The 22,586-nt window shown below is 40.3% G+C and carries 22 protein-coding genes, 2 tRNA genes and 1 riboswitch; of the genes, 21 read left to right on the top strand and 3 right to left on the bottom strand.

The features are described 5' to 3' along the window. The first annotated feature begins 10 nt into the window (after nt 1–10). Both NQ560_RS11765 and NQ560_RS11760 read left to right on the top strand, forming a co-directional pair. A complete protein-coding gene (locus NQ560_RS11765) occupies nt 11–178 on the top strand; it encodes a hypothetical protein (RefSeq protein WP_154104238.1) in 168 nt (55 codons plus the stop codon). Nucleotides 179–302: 124 nt separating this feature from the next. After that, nucleotides 303–884, top strand: a complete 582-nt coding sequence (locus NQ560_RS11760) for a xanthine phosphoribosyltransferase (RefSeq protein ID WP_005334619.1) — start codon at nt 303–305, stop codon at nt 882–884. 373 nt (nt 885–1,257) lie between these two features. On the opposite strand, the gene NQ560_RS11755 is transcribed toward NQ560_RS11760, so the two are convergent. Then, a tRNA-Ser gene (locus NQ560_RS11755) sits at nt 1,258–1,343 on the bottom strand. Between the two features lie 70 nt (nt 1,344–1,413). Between NQ560_RS11755 and NQ560_RS11750 the strand changes: the two genes are divergently transcribed. Then, the gene (locus NQ560_RS11750) at nt 1,414–2,289 is read left to right on the top strand and encodes a DMT family transporter (RefSeq protein WP_005334613.1); all 876 of its coding nucleotides are present in this window, start codon (nt 1,414–1,416) and stop codon (nt 2,287–2,289) included. Between the two features lie 8 nt (nt 2,290–2,297). Here NQ560_RS11750 and NQ560_RS11745 read toward each other — a convergent pair whose 3' ends face one another. Then, the gene (locus tag NQ560_RS11745; protein WP_005334612.1) at nt 2,298–3,161 is read right to left on the bottom strand and encodes a pyridoxamine kinase; all 864 of its coding nucleotides are present in this window, start codon (nt 3,159–3,161) and stop codon (nt 2,298–2,300) included. A 191-nt stretch (nt 3,162–3,352) separates the two neighbouring features. On the opposite strand from NQ560_RS11745, the gene NQ560_RS11740 reads away from it, so the two are divergent. The 3 genes from NQ560_RS11740 to NQ560_RS11730 all read left to right on the top strand — a co-directional run bounded on the left by NQ560_RS11740 (nt 3,353) and on the right by NQ560_RS11730 (nt 6,502). Next, a complete protein-coding gene (locus NQ560_RS11740; RefSeq protein ID WP_005334610.1) occupies nt 3,353–4,942 on the top strand; it encodes a hypothetical protein in 1,590 nt (529 codons plus the stop codon). 90 nt (nt 4,943–5,032) lie between these two features. After that, a tRNA-Arg gene (locus NQ560_RS11735) sits at nt 5,033–5,106 on the top strand. A 205-nt stretch (nt 5,107–5,311) separates the two neighbouring features. Next, complete coding sequence (locus tag NQ560_RS11730; protein WP_005334607.1) at nt 5,312–6,502, top strand: dicarboxylate/amino acid:cation symporter; 1,191 nt, start codon at nt 5,312–5,314, stop codon at nt 6,500–6,502. 114 nt (nt 6,503–6,616) lie between these two features. Here the strand turns inward: NQ560_RS11730 and NQ560_RS11725 are convergent, their stop codons facing one another. Beyond that, complete coding sequence (locus NQ560_RS11725) at nt 6,617–7,135, bottom strand: nitroreductase family protein (protein ID WP_005334605.1); 519 nt, start codon at nt 7,133–7,135, stop codon at nt 6,617–6,619. A 273-nt stretch (nt 7,136–7,408) separates the two neighbouring features. Here NQ560_RS11725 and NQ560_RS11720 point away from each other — a divergent pair, with 273 nt between their 5' ends. The 15 genes from NQ560_RS11720 to NQ560_RS11650 all read left to right on the top strand — a co-directional run bounded on the left by NQ560_RS11720 (nt 7,409) and on the right by NQ560_RS11650 (nt 22,316). Further along, the gene (locus NQ560_RS11720) at nt 7,409–7,576 is read left to right on the top strand and encodes a molybdopterin-binding domain-containing protein (RefSeq protein WP_005336888.1); all 168 of its coding nucleotides are present in this window, start codon (nt 7,409–7,411) and stop codon (nt 7,574–7,576) included. 1 nt (nt 7,577) lies between these two features. Beyond that, complete coding sequence (locus NQ560_RS11715) at nt 7,578–8,276, top strand: 3'-5' exonuclease (RefSeq protein WP_005334602.1); 699 nt, start codon at nt 7,578–7,580, stop codon at nt 8,274–8,276. 101 nt (nt 8,277–8,377) lie between these two features. Beyond that, nucleotides 8,378–8,590: riboswitch (cobalamin riboswitch) on the top strand. A gap of 200 nt (nt 8,591–8,790) precedes the next feature. After that, nucleotides 8,791–9,996, top strand: coding sequence for a sirohydrochlorin cobaltochelatase (locus tag NQ560_RS11710; protein WP_040015603.1), 1,206 nt, complete (start codon nt 8,791–8,793; stop codon nt 9,994–9,996). A 63-nt stretch (nt 9,997–10,059) separates the two neighbouring features. Continuing rightward, entirely contained in the window at nt 10,060–10,605 is a 546-nt protein-coding gene (locus tag NQ560_RS11705) for a hypothetical protein (protein WP_040015602.1), read from the top strand. A gap of 339 nt (nt 10,606–10,944) precedes the next feature. Continuing rightward, entirely contained in the window at nt 10,945–11,655 is a 711-nt protein-coding gene (locus tag NQ560_RS11700; protein ID WP_005334597.1) for a TVP38/TMEM64 family protein, read from the top strand. A 1-nt stretch (nt 11,656) separates the two neighbouring features. Beyond that, entirely contained in the window at nt 11,657–11,989 is a 333-nt protein-coding gene (locus NQ560_RS11695) for an arsenosugar biosynthesis-associated peroxidase-like protein (protein ID WP_005334581.1), read from the top strand. A 34-nt stretch (nt 11,990–12,023) separates the two neighbouring features. Further along, nucleotides 12,024–12,890 (top strand): rhodanese-like domain-containing protein, encoded by an 867-nt coding sequence (locus NQ560_RS11690; protein WP_005334579.1) that lies wholly within the window; start codon nt 12,024–12,026, stop codon nt 12,888–12,890. A gap of 215 nt (nt 12,891–13,105) precedes the next feature. Then, nucleotides 13,106–13,786, top strand: a complete 681-nt coding sequence (locus tag NQ560_RS11685; protein WP_005334578.1) for a TVP38/TMEM64 family protein — start codon at nt 13,106–13,108, stop codon at nt 13,784–13,786. Continuing rightward, on the top strand, nt 13,758–14,741 hold the full coding sequence (locus tag NQ560_RS11680; RefSeq protein ID WP_052302924.1) for a (Fe-S)-binding protein: 984 nt from the start codon (nt 13,758–13,760) through the stop codon (nt 14,739–14,741). The genes NQ560_RS11685 and NQ560_RS11680 overlap by 29 nt, the downstream gene beginning before the upstream one ends. A 143-nt stretch (nt 14,742–14,884) precedes the next feature. After that, on the top strand, nt 14,885–16,216 hold the full coding sequence (locus NQ560_RS11675; protein WP_005334572.1) for a TIGR04283 family arsenosugar biosynthesis glycosyltransferase: 1,332 nt from the start codon (nt 14,885–14,887) through the stop codon (nt 16,214–16,216). 53 nt (nt 16,217–16,269) lie between these two features. Continuing rightward, a complete protein-coding gene (locus NQ560_RS11670; protein ID WP_005334570.1) occupies nt 16,270–17,283 on the top strand; it encodes a phosphotransferase family protein in 1,014 nt (337 codons plus the stop codon). A gap of 34 nt (nt 17,284–17,317) precedes the next feature. Next, entirely contained in the window at nt 17,318–17,746 is a 429-nt protein-coding gene (locus NQ560_RS11665; RefSeq protein ID WP_005334568.1) for a C-GCAxxG-C-C family protein, read from the top strand. 35 nt (nt 17,747–17,781) lie between these two features. Next, nucleotides 17,782–18,744 carry an arsenosugar biosynthesis radical SAM (seleno)protein ArsS gene (arsS, locus tag NQ560_RS11660; RefSeq protein ID WP_005334566.1) on the top strand — a complete coding sequence of 321 codons (963 nt, stop codon included), beginning with the start codon at nt 17,782–17,784 and terminating at the stop codon, nt 18,742–18,744. A gap of 225 nt (nt 18,745–18,969) precedes the next feature. Then, the gene (locus NQ560_RS11655) at nt 18,970–20,481 is read left to right on the top strand and encodes a protein kinase domain-containing protein (protein WP_040015601.1); all 1,512 of its coding nucleotides are present in this window, start codon (nt 18,970–18,972) and stop codon (nt 20,479–20,481) included. Beyond that, on the top strand, nt 20,466–22,316 hold the full coding sequence (locus NQ560_RS11650) for a hypothetical protein (RefSeq protein ID WP_005334564.1): 1,851 nt from the start codon (nt 20,466–20,468) through the stop codon (nt 22,314–22,316). The genes NQ560_RS11655 and NQ560_RS11650 overlap by 16 nt, the downstream gene beginning before the upstream one ends. The last annotated feature ends 270 nt before the right edge of the window (nt 22,317–22,586 follow it).

Raw genomic sequence — 22,586 nt, 5'->3', positions numbered from 1 at the left:
GGAGAAGTATATGTACTCAGGATATGAATTAATCTGGCTCTTTTTTTGTACCAGTTTTTTGGGCTGGCTATTGGAGACTGTATCAGCAGCAACACATAGCTGGCAGAAAACTATGGATCAAAAGTTTGATGATGGCCGGCTTAAGAAAATATATCCGAATGCATTGAAAGTAGAATAAAATTCTAAAATATTTTTGAAATTTATAAAATAAGCGACAGAAACAAATTTTTGATGCATTTCATGAAGAAAAGGAGTATAATAATTTCCAAATGAACTGAAATGGAACAAAGGAGTAATCTGTGATGAACTTTTTAGAGGAAAGAATTGTAAAAGATGGAATCGTAAAAGAGGGAAATGTTTTAAAGGTGGACAGTTTCCTGAATCATCAGATGGATATAGAATTATTTGATCAGATGGGTGCTGAATTCAAAAAAAGATTTGCGGACAGACCAATCAATAAGATTCTTACTATTGAGGCCTCTGGAATCGGAATCGCCTGTGTTGTAGCACAGCATTTCGGGGTTCCGGTTGTATTTGCCAAAAAAACAAAAAGTATTAATATCGAAGGCGAGATGTATACGGCAGAAGTCGAGTCATTTACCCACAAATGCAAGAATCAGGTAATCGTTGCAAAGAAATTCTTAAGTGAGGACGATCATGTACTGATTATCGATGATTTTCTGGCAAATGGCTGTGCACTTCAGGGATTGATCCAGATCGTGAAAGCTGCAGGAGGAACTGTAGAGGGAATCGGAATCGCGATTGAGAAAGGCTTCCAGAGTGGGGGAACAGTGATTCGTAATCTTGGATATCATCTGGAGTCACTGGCAATTGTGGATGGCATGGATGCCTCTACAGGAGAGATTACATTCAGAGAGCAGTAAGAAACAGGAATAAAAAAGAACCAACACTTTTGAAAGTGCTGGTTCTTTTTTGAAAGGGTTTGAACATTTTATCTATGTAAATTTTAATTGTTGTTAGGCGAAGTCCGGTAATCATACCTGATTGTGAGCAGTAAGCCGACATTTTGGAGGGCATAGTGTACATTTGCCATGTCTGGCTTTTCTGCAAGTACGACTACCGTCTTCTTCAATTGATAAGTTCATTATAATGGAGAATTGTGAATGCCTTGTGTCAGAAAATGGAAATGTTTCTAAAATTTCTTAAGAAAATCTGATGAAAATATATAGAACTATAAAGAACAAAAAAGCAATAAATTTGGATTATGTGTCCAAGTTCATTGCTAAAAAAAGAAAACGCAGCGAGAGGGATTTGAACCCCCGGAACCTTGCGGTTCTTCTGCTTTCGAGGCAGATGCCATCAGCCAACTCGACCATCGCTGCATGACGCCATTATAACATAGAGAAAAATAATTTGCAAAATTTTTTATACAATTTAGCGAGGAATATTTACATGAAGAGAGAGCATCAAGTAACCGGGCATATAGCAGCAATCGTTACATGTCTGATATGGGGAACAACATTTGTGTCGACAAAGGTATTACTACAAGATTTTGGACCGGTAGATTTATTGTTTTCACGATTTTTACTTGGATATTTTACATTGTGGTTGATGCGGCCAAAGAAGTTAAGAACTGAAAAAGGACAGGAAATTATATTTGTTGGAGCAGGACTTTGTGGTGTCTGCTTGTATTATTTATTTGAAAATATCGCACTGATTTACACACAGGCATCCAATGTCAGTGTTATCGTATCGACGGCACCTTTGTTCGTGACGATTATGGCTCATTTCTTTTTAAAAGAAGAAAAATTACAAAAATATTTCTTTTTCGGATTTGTGTGTGCCATTGCCGGAATCGTTTTACTTAGTTTTGGCGGCGGTGAGAATGTTTCTGTAAATCTGATCGGGGATTTATTATGTGTAGCAGGCTCTTTTGTATGGGGAGCATATTCTATATTAATCAAAAAAATTAGTGGTTTTGGTTACAATGTAATCCAGACAACAAGAAGAGTATTTTTCTATGGATTGATGTTTATGATACCTATTTTAATTGGATCCGGTGCAAAGTTTCATTCAAGTGCGTATACTAAGCCTTTAAATCTGGCAAATCTGTTATATTTGGGAATTGGAGCGTGTGCAGTCTGCTTTGTAACTTGGAACTATGCGGTCAAGATGCTCGGTGCAATAAAGACGAGTGCATACATCTATGCGATTCCAGTAATTACAATTGTCATGTCAGTGATCATTCTTCACGAGAAAGTGACGCCTTTTATGTTAGGAGGAACCGCATTGACTGTATTAGGGCTGGTGATATCCGAGAAAAAATAATAATGATTTTACTTCATCATTAGCAAATGCAAATATTTCTCGTAATTGGTGCCGTCTGGATATGGTACATTTTCTTCGGCAGAGTCTTTAATAGCCTGTTCTAAAAATGTCCCGGCGAGATGAATTAAATCTGGAATTTTGTCACCGCGGCATTTTCCTGCTGCGATACAGGAAGCAAATAGATCACCAGTTCCGGAATAGCTTCCGCCTACATGTGGAAAAGCGAACAGTTTTCTTGATTTTTGAGAAATATAAAGATTTCCCATCATTTTTTGCCCGTGCTCATTATTGAAATGAATTCCGGTAACGATAATTTCTTTTGAATAATCGTTATCGACTGGAAGAAGTGTTGATGCCAGTTCGCCAATGACATCTATAAGTATATCTTTGTCGGTAATTTCCATAATTGTATCGTAACTTGCATCTGTCAAAAGGCAGAGCTCAGTCAGATTTGGGGTGATAATGTCAGCAACTTCTGCAAGTGCTTTCATTTTCTCAAGTAATTTGGGAGTGAACATATCATATTTGATACCATCATCTCCCATGACCGGATCTACCAGTAAGAAAGTGTCTTGAGTGTGAAATGTCTCTATAAAATGAAAAATCTGATCGATCTGTGCTTCGCTTGCAACAAATCCGGTGTAGATTCCGTTGAAGTGTTGCCCCATTTTTAACCATTCCTGGCGGTAAATATCCATTTTATCTGTATAGTCATCGAGGTAATAGTGCGGATATCCGGTCTGCGCGGTTAAAATTGCGGTTGGAAGTGGACAGGCTTGAATTCCCATGGCTGAGATGACGGAAATTGCGGCTGTCAGTGAGCAACGGCCAAATCCGGATAAATCATTTATTACAGCAATTTTTTTAGTCATAGTGTTTCTTCCTTTTTCATGTTGCGTTAAAATAATAGTTTTAATAATCCAGATATTTATAGTAGCATAATATTTTCCTCTTTACAAATGCATTCGAAAATGGTAAGCTAATTTCATTACTTTAGCACGCTACCATGTTAGCAAGGCAGCATGGTGATATGATTTGATCTGATCTGAAAGGACATAAAGGAATGGGAAAAAAGATTGCATTTATAGGAAGCAGTGGTGGAAATCTATATAAACAAGGTGGGAACAATCTGCCAGCAATGATGAAAGAAATTTGCGGACAGACAAAGGCAGCAGACATGGAGATCACATTTGTACAGTATGTACTGGCATCTGGCAGTCTGGATAATGTGGGACCGGACAGTCCGGCAACTTTATATACATGGAATGGAACAGAAGTACAGGCAGTATTTCAGGGGACTTTAACAGAGGTTAATGTAGAAGCTGCGAAGGTGGACGCAAAACTTGCGAAGAAGATTGATGACGGTGAAATTGACGGTGTAATGTTTGTCAGTGCCAGTCCGGACGGGGCTAACAGACAGGCAATGGAAGCCTGCGCAAGAACGAAGATTCCGATGGCCGGAACGGGCGGAAGTGGTGTCGCGCTCACGCAGAACATGGGATGTAATGTTCTGTCAGCATCTGGAACAACAGGAACAACGAATCGTACAAGAGCCGTTGCATTTACGACAGCACTTGCAAAATACTGGAAAATTAAATATATGCCAGTCATTGGTAATACAGGGGAAAATGCAGCATCAAAAGCAGAAGGAAATATATGGAAGCGCATTAATTTCCGCGGAATTATGATGACAAGTCTTCCGGCATTTATTGCCATGGCACTTTGTCTGGCGTGCAGCAAGATTCCAGGATGTGGAAGTCTGTCAGATGTATTTGATACACTTGTAAATTCAATTCCAATCGTTATTTGTGCAATTGCAGCTAAGCAGGTTTCCGGTCTTGATGAAGTGGGAGTTGTTGCAGGTATTGTAGCCGGCATTCTGGCAGTGGATGGAGGAATCCTGGGAGGACTGATCATCGGAATCCTGGCAGGTGTGCTTGCTTACTATATCAGTGTGTTCTGTTTCCGTCACAATGTGCCGGGTACGACAGTTAATATTGCTTCGGGAGGTCTTGGTGGACTGGCAGCTGGATTGGTGGGAAAATTCCTTATTGCACCTGTAGCATTATGGATTGGAAATGGTATCTGTTCTCTGATCAACATGTGCATTGATTACAATGCCCTCCTTGCAGGGGCGGTAGCAGGACTTCTGATCTGGCCGGCAATTATTGGAGGTGTTTACCATGCGGCAATTCTTCCGATTGTACTATTGGAAATGGAAGAAATGGGATTTAGTTTCCTTGGAGCTATTGATATGACAGGACTTGTCATGGTATCTGCAGGAATCACACTTGCTAACATTATTCTGCCAAAGCAGAAAGGTGAGGCGGCTGTAGCACTTCCAGGCTGCATTATCAATATCTGTTTTGGAACATTTGTGGAGGCGTCTTATCCATTCATGTTCTCAAACAAGATTGTCTTTGCCGGAGCGCTGGCAAGTGCAACTGTAGGTGGAGCAATCGTAGGACTGTTCAATGTAAAAGGAACCGCTTATGTGCCGGCAGTGCTTGCTCCGTTTATGGCAAATGAAGGAAAAGGCCCGGCATTTGCAGTGGCTATGATTGCTGCAATGGGATGTGCATTTGCAATCACGATGGTGGCAAATGTGCTGGAGAGAAAAAAGAGTGGAAAAATTCCAGTGAAAAAAGTTTGAAAAAGTTGAAAAAACTTGTTGACAACCAGGGGGACCTACGCTATAATAGATTTTGCTGTGAGGGACACAAGAGAAACGGAACACAGTAATGTGCGCGTAGCTCAGCTGGATAGAGCGTCTGGCTACGGACCAGAAGGTCGGGAGTTCGAATCTTCTCGCGCACGTTGAATTTAAGGCATATCCGAAAGGATATGCCTTTTTTCTATGATAATAAATTGCTTTTTCTAAGATAAAAGTAGACAAAACATATTTGACAACTGTATAATAAACATAATATTTTCAACTAATAAATTTCTTTATTGGGATAAAAGTAGAATGATTTATACATAGAAGAAATTTATTAAGCATGAAGAATGAGTGAGGTAGGGTATGAAAAAAATATTTAGCAGTCTTCCGGTGAAATTATTGATTGGTATTGTTATTGGAATTATTTTTGGACAGATTTTCCCGGAAAATGTAATGAGCGTTGTTGTTCCATTAAAGAATATTCTGGGACAGGTCATTAACTTTGTAGTACCGTTAATTGTCATCGGATTTATTGCACCGTCTATTACAAAGCTTGGAAATAATGCGTCACGTATGCTTGGAGTTGCACTTATGGTTGCATATACGTCGTCCGTACTGGCAGCACTTCTTTCTATGGGAGCTGGATATGCAATTATTCCGAATCTTCCGGTTGTGTCAGAGATTGAAGGCTTAAAAGAATTGCCGGAAGATGTTTTTGGTCTGACTATTCCGCAGATTATGAATGTCATGAGTGCTCTTGCATTTTCCATTTTAATCGGACTTGCGGCAATCTGGACAAAAGCAAAGACGATCATTACTATTTTAGATGAGTTCCAAAATATTGTACTTGCAATTGTGTCAAAGATTATTATTCCAATTCTTCCAGTGTTTATTGCATTTACATTCACTTGTTTATCATATGATGGAACTATTACAAAGCAGCTTCCGGTATTTGTCAGTGCGGTCGTAATCGTTATGATTGGACATTATATCTGGCTGACAGTGCTGTATGTTGTAGCAGGAGTCTATTCTGGAAAGAATCCAATTGAAGTCGTAAAGCATTATGGACCGGCTTATATTACAGCAGTTGGAACGATGTCTTCTGCCGCAACACTTGCAGTTGCGCTTCGGTGTGCGAGAAAATCTAAAGTTTTAAGAGAAGATATGGTGGATTTTGGTGTACCGTTGTTTGCAAATATCCATCTGTGCGGATCCGTATTGACGGAAGTGTTTTTCTGTATGATCGTGTCCAAGGTATTATATGGTACATTACCAGATATTCAGACATTGGTACTGTTCTGCGTCCTGCTTGCGATTTTCGCCATTGGAGCCCCTGGAGTTCCGGGAGGAACGGTAATGGCATCATTGGGACTCATTACAGGCGTTCTTGGATTTGGTGATGATGGTACAGCATTGATGCTTGCAATCTTCGCACTTCAGGATAGCTTCGGAACAGCCTGCAATGTAACGGGAGATGGAGCGTTGACATTATTCCTGACCGGTTATGCCGAAAAACATGGAATAGAAAAGCAGAACATATCTGTGGAATTATAGATTGTTGAGGCATTCTTGAATTTTAGAAAATGAAAACATATCAATGGTATGATAATAAGAAAATGGAGAGTGGAATAAAACCACTCTCCATTTCTATATGCAAAGAAACTAAAACTAATTCAAATATGTAACAAGATCGTCCTGTCTCTTAGCAGCCTCGCGCTCTTCATCAGGATATCCCATTCCTACCATTCCGACAACCTGCATGTCTTTGTCAATTCCAAGACCTTCCAGGTAATCAGCAACTTCTGCTTTGTCTCCACAGTATTTTAACTGGTTGATCCAGCATGCACCAAGTCCAAGTGAGTGTGCTGCAAGAAGCATGTTCTCGATTGCGCATGAGCAGTCGCTGACTCCGTTGACAGCTTCTTTCTCACATGCAACAAGTACAATTGCCTTTGCTCCGTATAATGTGTAAGCAGGGTTCTCCATTCCCTTTGCTACAACATCCTGAAGGCTCTTGATAGAATCTGCATTCTGCATTACATAGAATCGGTATGTCTGTAAGTTCTTGCCGCTTGGAGCGTAAGTTCCTGCTTTGACAATCTCATCTACGAGATCCTTTGGAACGTCCTGCTCTTTGAATTTACGAATAGATCTTCGAGTATAAATGTTATTCAATACTTCGTTCATGATTACCTCTCCTTTTAAAATAATTAACCTTTTTATCTAAAGTACAGTATAATATTAAAAACAAGAAAAATCATTGTCTATTTTAGATAAAAATACGAAAAATAATTTGTAAATATAGACAAAATGGGTAGATATGTACATTGTTAAGAAATGAACAAAATGTTATACTAGTAATATTAAGGATTGAAGAAGTGCATAGCACAAAAAAATCCGTGGGTAGCGAAAAAAATGAATCATGCATCAGTCCGCAAAGGCGCGGGGGAGGAAGAGAAAATGTCAGATTTGAAATTTACTTGTACTGGTTGTCGCAATGGCTGTGTGATTACAGTCTGTTATAATGAGGAAGGTTATCCAGATGTGAAAGGCAATGGCTGTATGCGCGGCGTATTGTATGCAAATGACAAAGTAAGAGCAATGGATGAGAAAGAGACGGACAAGTAAGATGTTAAAATCATATGTTGCATTTGACATAGAGACGACTGGACTTAGCCCGGAGCACAATGAGATTATTGAGATTGGTGCATTGAAAGTACGGGAAGGAAAAGTTGTTGACCGTTTTATTCGTTTTATTGAACCGGAGGCCGGGATACCTCCGATGATTACGCAACTGACCGGAATTACAAATGATATGGTAGAAGGAGCAGGGAACTGCGGCGAAGTATTGCCGGAGTTCCTTGAATTCTGCGAACGGGATACGCTGATCGGACATAATGTGCAGTTCGACTTCAGCTTTGTGAAGACAAAAGCAAAAGAACTTGGTTACACTTATGATCATATGGGAATTGATACACTTAAGATTGCCAAAGTTGTTCACGCAGACCTTCCATCCAGAAAGCTTGGCGCACTCTGCGAATACTATCATATCGAAAATGTGGCGGCGCACCGGGCATATCATGATGCTCTGGCAACCGCAAAACTGTATCAGTCTATGGCGCATTTTTATGAGGAAAAGGAACCGAAGGTTTTTAAACCACAGCCCTTGGCGTATAAGGTGAAGAAAAAAGAACCGATAACCGCAAAACAGATCGCATTTCTCACAAGGCTTATGCAACAGAAGAATATTTCTATGGAAATGGACTTACATACACTGACAAAGAGTGAGGCTTCTAGAGAAATCGACCGGATTTTATCCCGACCGTAATGGAAGTGAGAAACCAATATGGAATACAGTCTGACAGGCTGATGTATTGACAGTAATTATCAGATGTGTTAGATTGTAAAAGTAATAGTTAAAGATACAAAAGAATAAAAAATGTGTGAGGTGTCAGTCAGAGAAAGATATTATAAAAAGTTATTTATCTGGCTGATGAAAAGGGAAACAGGTGTGAATCCTGTACGAACTCGTCACCGTATTTTGTGAGCTTTGAATCCTACATGCCACTGGGAGACCGGGAAGGCTGATTTTAGAGCGCCTGAGCAATAAGCCGGGATACCTGCCTTTCACAGTACAGGAACATATTTGTTCAGGCCACGAGGAACTGGCAGTACGAAATACATAGAAAGGCTATTTGACGGAAGGAAGATAATTTCGTCAATAGTTTGTTTTGCGTACTCTCTGTTCATTTTTTAATGGCAGGGATTTTTTATTATATGAATGTAATAAGAAACCTCCGGGAAAATTATTTTGTATCTTAGAAAAAATGGAGGATGGAAAGATGAAGAAAAAATTGGTAGTCGTATTACTTACTGCAGCTATGAGTATGTCTCTGCTTGCAGGATGTGGAGGAAATTCAGGAAGTTCTGACGCAAAGAGTGATGCAAAGACAGAGGATACGAAGGAGGACAGCAATCAGGTGGCAGCAGACAAGGTGGCAAAACTGATTGATGATATCTATGTTCAGGAGAGAACTGACAAGACAGATGAACAGTGCAAAGAAGCTAAGGAAGCCTGGGACGCATTAACAGATGCCCAAAAAGAATTAGTAGAAGGTGAGAACGCAGATCCTGATTACTTCGGAAGAGATACAGGTGACGCTTCGAAAGATGATCCGTTAAATCAGGACGAGATTGGTGAGAATGAACTTCTTGTTGTAAGTTTCGGTACATCATTCAATGACAGCCGCGCAAAAGACATCGGTGGAATTGAGAAAGCACTTCAGGCTGCTAATCCAGACTGGTCAGTAAGAAGAGCATTTACAGCTCAGATCATCATCAATCACGTACAGGCCCGTGATGATGAGAAGATTGACAACATGGAGCAGGCACTGGAGCGTGCAGTAGACAATGGAGTTAAAAACCTTGTTGTTCAGCCGACACATCTGATGCATGGTGCAGAGTATGATGAGTTATCAGAGACAGTGGGAAAATATAAAGATAAATTTGAATCTGTAAAGATTGCTGAGCCGCTTCTCGGCGAAGTTGGAGCAGATGCAACAGTTATCAATGCAGACAAAGAAGCAGTTGCAAAAGCAATCACAGACGAAGCAGTTAAGACAGCAAACTATGACAGCATTGATGCAGCAGCCGAAGATGGAACCGCATTTGTATTCATGGGACATGGAACTTCACACGTTGCAAATGTAAGTTATGATCAGATGCAGACACAGATGGAGCAGCTTGGATATAAGAATGTATTTATCGGAACTGTAGAAGGTGAGCCGGAAGATACAGAGTGTCAGGCAGTCATTGAGAAAATCAAAGAGGCCGGATATAAGAAAGTAATCCTTCGTCCACTGATGGTTGTTGCAGGAGATCATGCGAACAATGATATGGCAGGAGACGATGATGATTCATGGAAGAGCCAGTTTGAAGCGTCAAAAGCATTTGACAGTGTAGAATCACAGATTGCAGGTCTTGGAGAGATTGATGCAATTCAGCAGATTTATGTAGCACATACAAAAGCTGCAATTGAAGCTAAATAGTTGACAGGTCAGATTTTCAGAGTACAATTATAAAGAAAAATAATTAGAAAAGAGAGAATGGACATGTTAAAAAAGAAATTATTAGTTTTATTACTTTCCGCCAGTATGGCAATGACAATGCTTGCCGGATGCGGAAGTAATACGGATAAGAAAGATGACACAAAAACAGAAGCTTCCAAAGATGATGCGTCAGAAGCAAAGACTGACAGCAAAGATGCGAAGGAGCCTGAGCTGGAAGATGGAACTTATAAGGTAGATTTTAATACAGACAGCGGTATGTTCCACGAGAATCCGGACTATAATGACGGAAAAGCAACGCTGACTGTTAAAGATGGTAAGATGACAGTACATATTACATTGAATTCTAAAAATATCGTACAGTTATTCTTAGGCTCAGCAGAAGATGCACAGAAAGACGGGGCAGATCTTATTGATCCGTCAGAGACAACAGAGATTACTTATTCTGATGGTTCCGCGCCAGAGGAAGTATATTCCTTTGACGTACCGGTACCGACACTGGACGATGAATTTGATCTGGCATTGGTTGGAACAAAGGGTAAATGGTATGACCATAAAGTCAGTGTGTCCAATCCGGAATTGGTACAGTAATAATCTTTATTTTGTAACAAAATGTGAAATGAATAGTATGTAATTGGAAACCTCTATCATGCAATAAAAAGAAAGCGTGATAGAGGTTTCTGTATTTTTATCAGAACTTTATATGAAAAAATAATAAAACATACTTTTTCTATTATAGGAATATATAGATAGAACAAATGATTAATAGAAAATATTAATAAAAACAATTGGACGAGAATAGTACAAAAAGGTACTATTAACGTAACTGATTTATAACATAGAGTTGTTAAAGATTATAAATTTGACGTGTTAGAAAGTTGTTGATAAAATGAACAGACATTACATATTTCAGAGGGGAATTTTAAAGATATGAAAGAGAAAAAGAACTGGCTGGGGAAAGTTGTATTATTAATCGCAGTGATTGCAGCAGTCGCTGTGTATTTTTTAGTCCCAGGTGTCAATAAAATGATGAACAAGGTATTTGCCATGTTTGCAAGCGGAGACTTTACGGTTGTACGTGATTTTGTGGCATCTTATGGAGCATATGCGGCTGTAATCTCATTTTTACTGATGATCTTTCAGTCCATTGCAGCACCGCTTCCGGCATTTTTGCTCACATTCTCAAATGCGAATCTGTTTGGATGGTGGCAGGGAGCAATCCTTTCCTGGACAAGTGCTATGGCAGGAGCGGCTGTATGTTTCTACATTGCAAGAATTCTGGGACGTGATGTGGCAGAGAAACTTACAAGCAAGAGCGGACTGGCTCAGATTGATACATTTTTTGAACGATATGGAAAGAATACAATCCTGATCTGCCGTCTGCTTCCATTTATTTCGTTCGATATTGTAAGTTATGCGGCAGGACTGACATCTATGTCATTTATGTCATTCTTTATTGCAACAGGAATCGGACAGCTTCCGGCAACAATTGTGTACTCTTACGTTGGCGGCATGTTGACCGGCGGTGCAAAGTTATTTGTGACCGCGCTTATGATTTTGTTTGCCCTCTCGGCACTGATCTTTATGCTGAGAAAAATATATATGGACCGGCAGTCCAAAAAAGAAAAAGGGAGGATATGAAATGGATACTTACTACAATCCGGAAGATCTGGCGAAGTTTGGAACCATTGGGGAAAAAGCACCGGAGTTAGCAGAGAAGTTCTTCAGCTACTATAATGCAGTGTTTGAAGAAGGTGCACTGACAGCAAGAGAGAAATCTCTCATTGCACTAGCTGTGGCACACACGGTACAGTGCCCATACTGTATTGATGCTTATACCAATGACTGTCTGAATAAGGGAGTAACAGAAGAGCAGATGACAGAGGCTGTCCATGTGGCAGCAGCAATCCGTGGCGGTGCAAGTCTGGTTCACGGTGTACAGATGAAAAACATCGTAAAGAAATTAGAGTTCTAAAAATTAAAATAAAACATTTGAGGAGATTAAAAACATGAAAAAGAGAGTCGTAACATTATTATTAGTAGCAGCAATGACAGGATCTATGGTTGTAGGATGCGGATCAAACTCCAGTTCTGACACAAAATCTGAGACAAAGACAGAGTCTACAGATACAAAAACAGAGGAGAAAAAAGAGTTGGCAGACGATGAGTATCAGTATGTATCTGCTGAGGATACAGCGAAAGCTGACGGAGTTCACGTACTCGATGTAAGAGAGTGGGATAACTATGTGACTGGAAGAGTTAAGAATTCTGAGTGGTGCCCAATCTTCCCATTAGAGGATGATTCCTTAGTTGACGCTATGACAGATTACGCAAAAGAGAACCTGAACGATGGAAAAGATATCTACATCATCTGTAACAGTGGTAAGCGTGGAGCTGAAAAAGCAACAGGTGTATTAAGAGATGCAGGAATCGAGTCAACATCTATCTACACAGTAGAGGGTGGAGCAAAAGCACTTGCTGACGTAAGCGGAGCTCTTACAACAGACCGTACAGAAGAGAACATCGACTGGCAGTATGTATCTGGAAAAGATGCAGTTGCAGCAGTAGATGACAAAGATGTTCAGATTCTGGATGTTCGTGATGATGATACATACAAAGCAGGACACTTAAAAGGATCTTTCCAGTGCGGATTAAAAGAGATTGAAAGTGCAGATGCTCAGACAGCTATGTACAAACTGGCAACAGAGAAGATGGATTCTTCCAAGAAAGTATATCTTCTTTGCTACAGCGGAAACAAGTGTGCTAAGACAGGAATCTCTATCCTGAAAGACGCTGGCTTTGATTTAGATAACCTTTACATCATTGAGAATGGTGCAAAAGACGGGGACGTATCTGCTGCATTCGTGACAGAGTAAATTTGTAGAAAATCAGTTCATAAGAGCCGGGAGGGGAAACTCCCGGCTCTTATAATTTCAAGGTTCTGTCAGCATACAACAGTAGGAGAGTTTCCTACGGGAAAAGCTGCAAAACAAATATCACAATATGCAGTTTCAGAAAAATGCGGTTTATGGTATAGTAAAGTATATTACGGTGATTGTGAGAAATGGTATTGCAGTGGGGATAACGAAGAATGAAAAATAAAAAAATGTGGATATTTATCGGAATTATTGTTGTGATTCTGGTACTCAATCACATTTTCGGGTGGTCTGCCTACCTGGGAAATACAGAGAATTTGAAATTTTTGGAAAATATGGTACAGGATAATCTTCTTCTGGCGGTGTTGATCTACACAGTGCTTACGATTGTAAGTTGTGTCGTTCTGGCACTTCCGGGAGTGACATTTGCAATTATTGCGGGGCTGGTATTTGGACCGGTACTTGGAACAATCTGTTGCTCAGTTGCGACAACGCTTGGAGCAATGGTCGCATTTGTTGTGGGACGATTTTTCCTTCAAGACAGTATCAAACCGATGGCAATGAAAAATAAATATCTGAAAAAATGGCTGTTTGATGAGACGGGAAGTAACGAGATTTTTATTCTTATGATTACAAGACTGGTCCCGTTGTTTCCATACAATCTTCAGAATTTTGCCTACGGGGTAACAGATATTAAATTCTCCACATATTCTATATGTTCTCTGATTTTTATGTTGCCAGGAACGGCTATGTATACGGTTGGAACAGCCGGACTTGCAGACAAAGAGAACCGGATCCTTTATATAGGGATTGCACTTGTACTGGCGGTAGTTGTTATGGGGCTTGGTGCATTTTTGAAGAAGCATTATGTGCAGGAGGAACAAATTGAAGAGTAAAAATGATGTGTCAGAGTGTATACACTGCCATGTCTGTCAGAAGCATTGTGAGTTTCTGAAAAAATATGGCATTGATATTGGGGACACTGAAAAGCTGAAGGAATTATCTTATCATTGCTTTTTGTGTGGAAAATGTACAGAAGTCTGCCCGATTGGGATTGACGGGAGGGATTATATTCTAAAGCTTCGCCGGGAAAATGTCCGGGAGGCAGAAGGGACATTTCGCGAAAAAGGGTATGGAATGCTCTTAAAAGAAAAGAAAGATTATATCTATAAAAATTATCGTAATGCAACTGGAAAATGCATCCTTTTCCCAGGGTGTAATTTTCCTTCTTTTTATCCAAAGACAATGAAGAAGCTTGTGAAGCTTCTGAAAGAACATGGAATCGGAGTTGCCTATGACTGTTGTGGAAAGCCGATTGCGGAGCTTGGACTGGAAGTTGATGAAAAGAGAATTATACAGCGTATTAATGATGAGTTTGAAAAAAGAGGCGTGGAAGAGGTTATCATGCTTTGCCCGAACTGTTATACATTTTTGAAACCCTATTTGAAGGTTAAAGTGACAGACATTTATGCAAAACTTGAAGAACTAGGGATCGGTGAGAAGAATCTGGAGTCCGGCAAAGTATTTTTGCCTTGTCCGGATCGTGAGAAAAGAGAGATTCTTGCATCAGCAGAGCGATTCGTGAAGGGAAGTCTGGAATCGGTAAAAGGAGTACAGTGCTGTGGTCTTGGAGGCTGTGCACCGGTGAAAGAACCGGAAATTGCAAAGCACATGGCATCTGCACTTGCAGGAGAGAAAAAAGTATATAGTTATTGTGCTTCCTGCTCTGGCAATCTGACTCGTGGAGGCTGTCAGAACGTGAGACATCTCCTGACAGAGATTTTAAAGACTTATGAAAAGCCGGATGTGAAGAAATCCATGATCAACCGTGCGAAGACGAAATTTACATAATTTGTAACTGTTCAGAGCCAAGCAAAATTTCAAAAACAGGTATAAAATGCGTAGTATTTTGGAAGTTGGCTCTGAACAGTTACATTTGTTTTAAAAATGACTCCGTACCAGGTGACAATTCAACAAAAGAATGGGGATAAAAGATGAGAAGAGCAATCATTGTATTTACAAGAGTTCCGGTGGCGGGGCAGACAAAGACAAGGCTGATGCCATATTTTTCGCCGCAGGAATGTGCCGGGCTGCACACTTGCTTTTTGAAAGATATTGCCGGGCAATGTCAAAAAACACAGGCGGATCTTTATATCTGTTACACTCCGGACGATAAAGGAGCTGCATTAAAGAATATATTTGGGGATGACAAGATTTATTTTCCGCAGATGGGGGAATCTTTGGGAGAAAGAATGTACATGGCAATCCAGAGGGTTCTTGCCAAAGATTATGGATCCTGTGTGTTGATTGGAACGGATGTGCCGGAAATTAAGCAGGCAGATTTAGATTATGCATTTCGTCTGTTAGATGTGCATGACATTGTTCTGGGACCAACGCAGGACGGTGGATATTATCTTGTAGGTATGAAGAAGTCAGTGAGAGAGGTGTTTGAAAAACAAACTTACAGCCATGCAAGTGTTTTGGAAAATACAGCAAAAGCAGCTTTTGAGGCTGGTTATACAGTTGGTTTTGCAAGAACGCTTCATGATATAGATGAGAAAGAAGATATTAGCAAATTTCGAAACCGGATGCGTAAAACTCTGGAATTGCAGAAAAGTGAGACTGGACGTTATCTTCTGAAAAAACAGAAGATTTCTATTATTGTTCCGATTTATAATGAAGAATCCACGATAAAATCACTGCAAAAACAGTTGAGTCCTCTTCTGGACAAATGTGAAATTCTCTTTGTAGATGGCGGAAGCAAAGACCGGACATTGTCAATGATTGATTCCAGGTTCCGTGTACTTCATTCAGAAAAAGGCCGGGCAAATCAAATGAATCTGGGAGCAAAAGAAAGTTCCGGGGATATTTTGTTTTTCCTGCATAGTGACAGCGAGCTTCCGAAGCATCCGCTGGCGGAGATTCGTTATGTGATGAAAGACCATCTGGCAGGGTGTTTTGGAATTGCATTTCATTCAAAGCATTTCTTTATGTGGACGTGCCGTGTCATTTCCAATCACCGGATCAAAGACCGCAAGGTCATGTTTGGAGATCAGGGAATCTTCATAGACAGGGAGTTGTTCTTTGAGGCGGGAATGTTCCCGAACCTTCCAATCATGGAGGATTATCAGTTTTCACTGACTCTTAAGGAAATGGGCGTAAAACTTGGAATCGCAAAGCACAGGATTTATACATCTGATCGCAGATTTCCCCAAAAGACGATCCCGAAACTTAAGGTTATGTGGAAAATGAATCGGCTTCGCAAGATGTATCGGGACGGGGTACCAATTGACCGAATATCAAAGATGTACCGAGACGTAAGGTAAAATATAGCAGTGGATTTCAAGAAATAAAAATATCAAGGTAGAGGAAAAAATCTATGGAGCGGATCAGAGGTCTGGAAGAATATGTGAAAAATAAAGAGTACAGAGAAGCACTGGGATTGCCAAAAGAGAAGATGGAAAATTACGAATTGCTGGCACAGGGAGAGTATAATGTTAATTATGCATTTACACACCCTGTGACAGGAAAGAAATTACTACTTCGTGTGAATTGTGGAAGCCAGATGCATCTGGAGCATCAGATTGAATATGAAGCACATGCGTTAAGATTAATGGAAGGCTCTGGCAGGACGCCAAAAGTGCTTTATGTAGATGGCAGCAAAAAAATATTGGAGCATGGCGTTCTGGTCATGGAATACCTTCCGGGTCATGCAATGGATTATCATACAGAATTGATGCTGGCAGCCCCATGTCTGGCAGACATTCACAGTGTCCCGATTCCAGAGAGTGAAGAAATCCTTATACACCCACAGAATCCACTGAAAGCGATTCTGGAGGAGTGCGAGGAGATGTTCAAGGTCTATCTGGAATCACCATTAGGAGATGGAGAGAAAAAAACATATATCCGTGAACTTTTGGATCTTGGCTGGAAACGGGAAGCAGAAATCCAGCTTGAAAGTGGTTATCAATGCTGCATTAATACAGAACTAAATTCTACAAATCTCCTGATCAACGGGGAAGGAAAGTCCAATTACCTGATTGACTGGGAGAAGCCGCTATTTGGTAATCCTGCCCAGGATCTGGGACATTTCCTGGCACCTACGACTACATTCTGGAAGACAGATGTCATTCTTACCTCAGAAGAGATGGAGAAGTTTATTGATGCATACATCAAAGCGGTGGGAAATCGGTTTAAGACAGATATGATCCGGGAGCATACTCATGCATTTATTCCAATCACATGTCTGCGCGGGATTACATGGTGTGCTATGGCATGGGTTCAATACCAGCAGCCGGATAAGTTGATTTTCAATGAATCCACATTCAAAAAGTTGAATGCATATCTGGATATGGACTTCTTAAAAAATATACGGGGCTATCTGGAGCCGTAAATATTCTTGAAAATGACACGAAAGGAGAAATATTATGGAGAAAAAAGAAATTGCAGAGTTATTTATGAAAGGAATTGATTGCTCACAAGTTGTAGTTGGAGCATTTGCAGAGGAGCTTGGAATTACAACAGAGGAAGCTTACAAGATGTCTGCAGCATTTGGCGGCGGTATGGGTCTTGGTGAGACTTGTGGTGCTGTTGTCGGAGCAATGATCGTTCTTGGATTAAAATATGGACACTGCGAAGTGGAGCATATGGGGCAGAAGGATATTATGAATGCAAAACGTGCAGAATTTTTACAGAAATTCCAGGAAAAATATGCTGTCTGTAATTGTAAAGGGCTGTTAAAGCATGATATTTCCAAGCCGGAAGAGATGCAGAAGATTCTGGATGAAGGATTGTTATTTGATTTCTGTCCGGAAGTCGTAAAAGATAGTATCACTATACTAAAAGAGATATTCTAGCAGATATATTCTAGCAGATATATGAAGAGGTTTTTATGGATGAGATAATTAATGATTTTCATGATCTGGATCAGATTCCTGTGTTTCAGACAAAGATTGATCCAGAGATGATGAATACAGCAGACAGGTTGGATGTGCTTCAGATGAATATTGGCCGTGTCTGTAATCTGGCGTGCAAGCATTGTCATGTGTGTGCAGGACCGAACCGGACGGAAGTGATGTCCCGGGAAGTGATGGCGGATTGTATTCAATTTGCAAGAGAACAACAAGTGCAGACCATTGATATTACAGGGGGAGCGCCGGAGATGAATCCGGATTTTGAATGGCTTGTTACAGAGGCATGTAAAGTCTGTAGTCATGTGATCGTGCGAACCAATCTGACAGTTCTGTTGAATCCGGAATATGAACATTTGATTGAATTTTATGCCAGACAGAAAGTAGAAATTGTATGTTCCCTGCCTTATTATAGGGCAGATCAGATGGATCGAGTACGGGGAACCGGTACATTTGACGGGGCAATACAGGTATTACAGAAATTAAATACACTTGGTTATGGAAAGAATCCTGAGTTAGTGCTGAACATGGTGTACAATCCGGCGGGAGCCTTTTTCCCACCAGATCAGACCGCCATGGAACTAGAGTATAAAGAGCATTTGGAAGCAGATTTTGGAATTGTGTTCAATGCCCTGTATACACTATACAACAATCCAATGGGACGATTTGGAGCATTTCTCCGAAGATCAGGGAATCTTTCAGGGTATATGAAGAAGTTGTATGATGCTTTCAACCCGGCAACGGTGGAAGCTTTGATGTGTCGTTTTCAGATTTCGGTAGATTATGACGGAAAGCTGTATGACTGTGATTTTAACCTGGCAGCAGGGCTTCCAATCTTTTCGAAGGAAACCATAGCTGATTGGATAGGAAAACCTTACACAGCCCGGAAAATCCGGATGGATAAACACTGTTATGCCTGTACAGCAGGAGCCGGTTCAAGCTGAGGCGGCGCAACAGACTAAGCAGGCTGCTTAAAAAAGAAAAATTATGAATAAAAAGAGGAAAATGCAACAAAATGTTTCTTGCATTTTTCTCTTTTTTCGCGTATGATAATAATCACTCTAATTTATCTGAGAAAACTTCTGCCAGGTCGAAGAGAATCAGAATTTGTCACAATATGAAATCACACCGATAATTCCAAAAAAGTAATACAGATGGGAGGAATGCGGATGGGCGAAAGGGAAGGTTACGAGGTGCTTCGCCTGATCGAACATAATCAAAAATGTTATATCAGCTCTGATTATGTAGAAGGAAAGTCACTTATTCAGTGGTTGAAATATCACCCGAACCTTACAAAAAAACAATTATTTTTATGGATCCGTGATCTTGCAGATCAACTGGAGTGCATACATAAGTGCCGGGGAAACCCTTGTTACCAGTATGTGAATCCGTACAGCGTGATCGTCACGGAGGATATGACACTACATTTTCTTGATATGAGTGTGGAATCCAATGAAAAAATGCTGGTTCAGATGAATCGAAGAAGTGTGAGGGAGAACTTTCTTCCACCTGAAGTCAATTATTATCAGGCTGCCAGCATTGAATTAGATATATACGGACTAGGCAGGACAATTCAGTACCTGTTGTCAGTAACAGACCCGATCCCGGAACTAACCAGACGGGAGACGGTAAAGTTTCAAAAAATAATATCCAGATGCCTGGATGGGCATTCAAAACGGGCATTTAAGCAGATGTCCGAAATTCAAAAAGAAATTCCAAATGTAACAGAGAAGAAAAGTAAAGATAGACGAATATGGACGAAAAAAAGAACAGTTATGGCAATGATAAGTATTTGTGTATTCGTAGCCGCAGTAAGTGTCCGGGTCATTCAGAAAAAAGGAGATGAGAAGAACACAGAACTTAAGATGGAAAGTTCAGACGGTTTAAATATGTCAGAAGTGTCAGAGCGTGAAGCATTCGTAGAAGCGCAGAGATCCATGGGATTGTTGTATTTTCTGGAGCTGGAAGATTACGAAAAAAGTATTCAGGCATTTGAAGATGCCGGGGAAGATCAGATGTCGGAAAATCTGGCTACATTAGTGCGGTATGTGGCTGGGATAGAAGATAAAGAAAGCAGCAATGAGAAAAAGGAATATGCAAATGAAAAGAAAATAGAGAACATATTCAGGAAAATCGAGGAGTGGATGCCGGACGATTCAAGGCTGGATTATGAGCGCTGTCTGATTCGGGGCTATGCAGTGGAGGAATCGGAAGAACATGCAAAAGCAATCTTAAGAATTGGTAAGAAAATTCTGGATGAGAAGCCAGAGGAGAGACTGGTAAAAGAATGTACTTCTTATATGGCTTCTGCGGCTGAAACGGCAAGAGACTGGGATATGGCTTTGGAAATGTATACAGATATGCTTGAGTGGGAAGAGGAGTCGAAGAAAGAAGATATTTATCAGAAGCTTGTGAAAATACAGGGAGAAAAAGGCTTAAAAGATCAGGCACTTGAAATATGCAGGAAAGGAGCGGAAGAATTAAAAGACTCAAAGCAGCTTAGAATTCTTTATATGCGTATGCAGTGTTCAGATTCAGATATTTCCAGAGAAATCTGTGCACAGACAGTAAAAGAGTATTTGAATCAGATTCCGGAAATTAAGGAAGAAACAGAATTTCAAAAATTGGCACAGGAATACGGAATAGTCATGGAAGGAGAAAATGTATGGGTAGGAAGATAAGAACCGGAGCGTTATTGATATTAGTCCTGGCAATGATTTATACACAGCAGGCAGTTATTTATGCGCAGAATGAGGCAGAAAAAAACATGAAAAAGACAACAGAATCGGAAAATTCAGATGGAACTAATGGAGAAGACAAGGAACCAGAGAAGCCAGGAGGGGAAGATGAAGACAAAGACAAGGAACCGGAGAAGCCCGAGATTAAGAGATATGAGCTGGAAATCCCCAAGGCTGATGGAAAGAATGGATATTATCTATCAAAGCCGTCCGTTATGATCACACATAATGGCGACTATGGAACAACTGTGTACGAATTAAAACATGAGGAAGATACTTTGTTACAGGGGAGAATAAAATACATAGTATCACAAGAAGCAGAAGAGCAGAAAACCAAGATTTCTCTTGAGGGTGAAGTATTTGAGGAAGGAAAAAATATTTTACATGTCTTTATGGAAGATGAAGAAGGCAATGTGATTCCGGAATATGATGAGACAATAGAAATACGGATAGATACACAAAGTCCGACAGTGACCTTGGAGGCGCCGGAAGGATTTTCTACCTGGTATCAGAAGGAAGCGTGGATTCGTGTGGTATCAGAAGATGGTGCATGGGGAAGCCAGGTTGATACGGTCACATGCTATGTTGGGAATAAAATTATTGGAAAATCAAAGGAGAATCAGTCAGAGTTTTTGATTACACAGACTTCAAAAAGTGGAGAAGGTGTGCCGGTAACAGTGACTGTCACAGATCAGGCAGGTAATAAAACGGAGAAAACGCAGAAGTTATTCATTGACAGTCTGGCACCGACAGTAAGTTTAACAGGGGCAGCCGATTATCTGATTACCAGTCAGCCCGTGACTTTGGAATACCAGGCAACTGATGAAAATAAATTAGAAAGCTGTCGGGCAGTGATTGATTATGAAAAACCGGAAGGAGAGAAAAAAACGGAGGTCATAGATTCGGAAGAAAAGTGGAGTTTAAAGAACGGATCCGCAAGTCTTGTAAAGACATTTCAGGAAGATGGAATCTATAAAACCAGTGTACAGGCTGTGGATAAGGCAAAACAGAAGTCAGAACATTTCCTGCAATTTATGATTGATACTAAGAATCCAGTGATAAAGATGGTGGACGAACTGCAGGGGAAGTATCTGAAAAAGTTTTCATGGGATTATCCGGTGGATGTATTTATCAAGGACTTTACGACATTTGTCCACCAGATCCAGATGGACGGAAGGTTATATCCGATTGGGACAGAGATTGATACGGAGGGGCGTCATACATTACAGGTAAATGCCATAGATGCCGCAGGAAATGAAGCGGTGGCAAGAGCGGAATTCGTAATAGATCACACACCTCCGAAGATTCAGTTTTTTCAGGTAGAGGAAGGGGCACAGTATGAAGGAATCCTGAACTTTCAAGTAGATTCCAGAAAAAAAGAAGACTGGATAGAAGAAGTGTTGATTAATGGAAAAAGGCAGACATTAAAAAAAGAAGACGGGAAGTATACATTTCAGATTACAAATCCAGGCGAATATGCAGTAAGCGTGACAGCAGCGGATCCGGCAGGGAATGAAGCAGAAGAAAATATATCATTTGAAATCGTTCCAGAGAAGACGATATTGGAAAAGGCGGCAGCGCCAATTCAAAAAATATTATCTGGAAAGACAGAAAAGGAGCAGAAAAATCGGCAAGGAGAAAAAGAAAACCGTCATTTTGCCATGTTGAAATGGATTGTGATTGGAAGTATAATAACAATACTATTAATAATGACCGGTGTGGTATTGTGTAGACGCAAAAAAGACAGTGCGAAAGAGGAACAGGCAGACGAAGAATAATATATAAAGGTTCATAAAAGGGAGGATGCCGGGTAACCGCTAAGCGGCACCCGGCACGTATTATGAAAAAGTTTATTCAAAATGTATTACTGAACTTCTGTTGTTGATGATTTTATTATATGTAAGAGTTGTGGAGAAACAATGTTAAAGAGATGAAAGAATTTTAAAATAAACATGAACAAACTATGAACGTAAGGAAGTTTATTATTTCTTAATAAAATTCACAGAATTGTTAGCACTCGATGAAAAAGAGTGCTAATTTTCTATTGA

The organism is Dorea formicigenerans, assembly GCF_025150245.1.
GTDB lineage: Bacteria > Bacillota > Clostridia > Lachnospirales > Lachnospiraceae > Dorea > Dorea formicigenerans.
Note: the sequence above shows the minus strand (reverse complement) of the source record. Positions and strands in the feature narration are given on the sequence as shown.

What these genes read in the sequence shown, in the direction of transcription:
- NQ560_RS11680 (WP_052302924.1), top strand. Translation starts at nt 13,758, where the DNA reads ATGTGCAGGAGGAACAAATTGAAGAGTAAAAATGATGTGTCAGAGTGT.
- NQ560_RS11750 (WP_005334613.1), top strand. Translation starts at nt 1,414, where the DNA reads ATGAAGAGAGAGCATCAAGTAACCGGGCATATAGCAGCAATCGTTACA.
- NQ560_RS11700 (WP_005334597.1), top strand. Translation starts at nt 10,945, where the DNA reads ATGAAAGAGAAAAAGAACTGGCTGGGGAAAGTTGTATTATTAATCGCA.
- NQ560_RS11690 (WP_005334579.1), top strand. Translation starts at nt 12,024, where the DNA reads ATGAAAAAGAGAGTCGTAACATTATTATTAGTAGCAGCAATGACAGGA.
- NQ560_RS11670 (WP_005334570.1), top strand. Translation starts at nt 16,270, where the DNA reads ATGGAGCGGATCAGAGGTCTGGAAGAATATGTGAAAAATAAAGAGTAC.
- NQ560_RS11685 (WP_005334578.1), top strand. Translation starts at nt 13,106, where the DNA reads ATGAAAAATAAAAAAATGTGGATATTTATCGGAATTATTGTTGTGATT.
- arsS (WP_005334566.1), top strand. Translation starts at nt 17,782, where the DNA reads ATGGATGAGATAATTAATGATTTTCATGATCTGGATCAGATTCCTGTG.
- NQ560_RS11715 (WP_005334602.1), top strand. Translation starts at nt 7,578, where the DNA reads ATGTTAAAATCATATGTTGCATTTGACATAGAGACGACTGGACTTAGC.
- NQ560_RS11675 (WP_005334572.1), top strand. Translation starts at nt 14,885, where the DNA reads ATGAGAAGAGCAATCATTGTATTTACAAGAGTTCCGGTGGCGGGGCAG.
- NQ560_RS11650 (WP_005334564.1), top strand. Translation starts at nt 20,466, where the DNA reads ATGGGTAGGAAGATAAGAACCGGAGCGTTATTGATATTAGTCCTGGCA.
- NQ560_RS11745 (WP_005334612.1), bottom strand. Translation starts at nt 3,161, where the DNA reads ATGACTAAAAAAATTGCTGTAATAAATGATTTATCCGGATTTGGCCGT.
- NQ560_RS11665 (WP_005334568.1), top strand. Translation starts at nt 17,318, where the DNA reads ATGGAGAAAAAAGAAATTGCAGAGTTATTTATGAAAGGAATTGATTGC.
- NQ560_RS11710 (WP_040015603.1), top strand. Translation starts at nt 8,791, where the DNA reads ATGAAGAAAAAATTGGTAGTCGTATTACTTACTGCAGCTATGAGTATG.
- NQ560_RS11760 (WP_005334619.1), top strand. Translation starts at nt 303, where the DNA reads ATGAACTTTTTAGAGGAAAGAATTGTAAAAGATGGAATCGTAAAAGAG.
- NQ560_RS11740 (WP_005334610.1), top strand. Translation starts at nt 3,353, where the DNA reads ATGGGAAAAAAGATTGCATTTATAGGAAGCAGTGGTGGAAATCTATAT.
- NQ560_RS11695 (WP_005334581.1), top strand. Translation starts at nt 11,657, where the DNA reads ATGGATACTTACTACAATCCGGAAGATCTGGCGAAGTTTGGAACCATT.
- NQ560_RS11705 (WP_040015602.1), top strand. Translation starts at nt 10,060, where the DNA reads ATGTTAAAAAAGAAATTATTAGTTTTATTACTTTCCGCCAGTATGGCA.
- NQ560_RS11730 (WP_005334607.1), top strand. Translation starts at nt 5,312, where the DNA reads ATGAAAAAAATATTTAGCAGTCTTCCGGTGAAATTATTGATTGGTATT.
- NQ560_RS11720 (WP_005336888.1), top strand. Translation starts at nt 7,409, where the DNA reads ATGTCAGATTTGAAATTTACTTGTACTGGTTGTCGCAATGGCTGTGTG.
- NQ560_RS11725 (WP_005334605.1), bottom strand. Translation starts at nt 7,135, where the DNA reads ATGAACGAAGTATTGAATAACATTTATACTCGAAGATCTATTCGTAAA.
- NQ560_RS11765 (WP_154104238.1), top strand. Translation starts at nt 11, where the DNA reads ATGTACTCAGGATATGAATTAATCTGGCTCTTTTTTTGTACCAGTTTT.
- NQ560_RS11655 (WP_040015601.1), top strand. Translation starts at nt 18,970, where the DNA reads ATGGGCGAAAGGGAAGGTTACGAGGTGCTTCGCCTGATCGAACATAAT.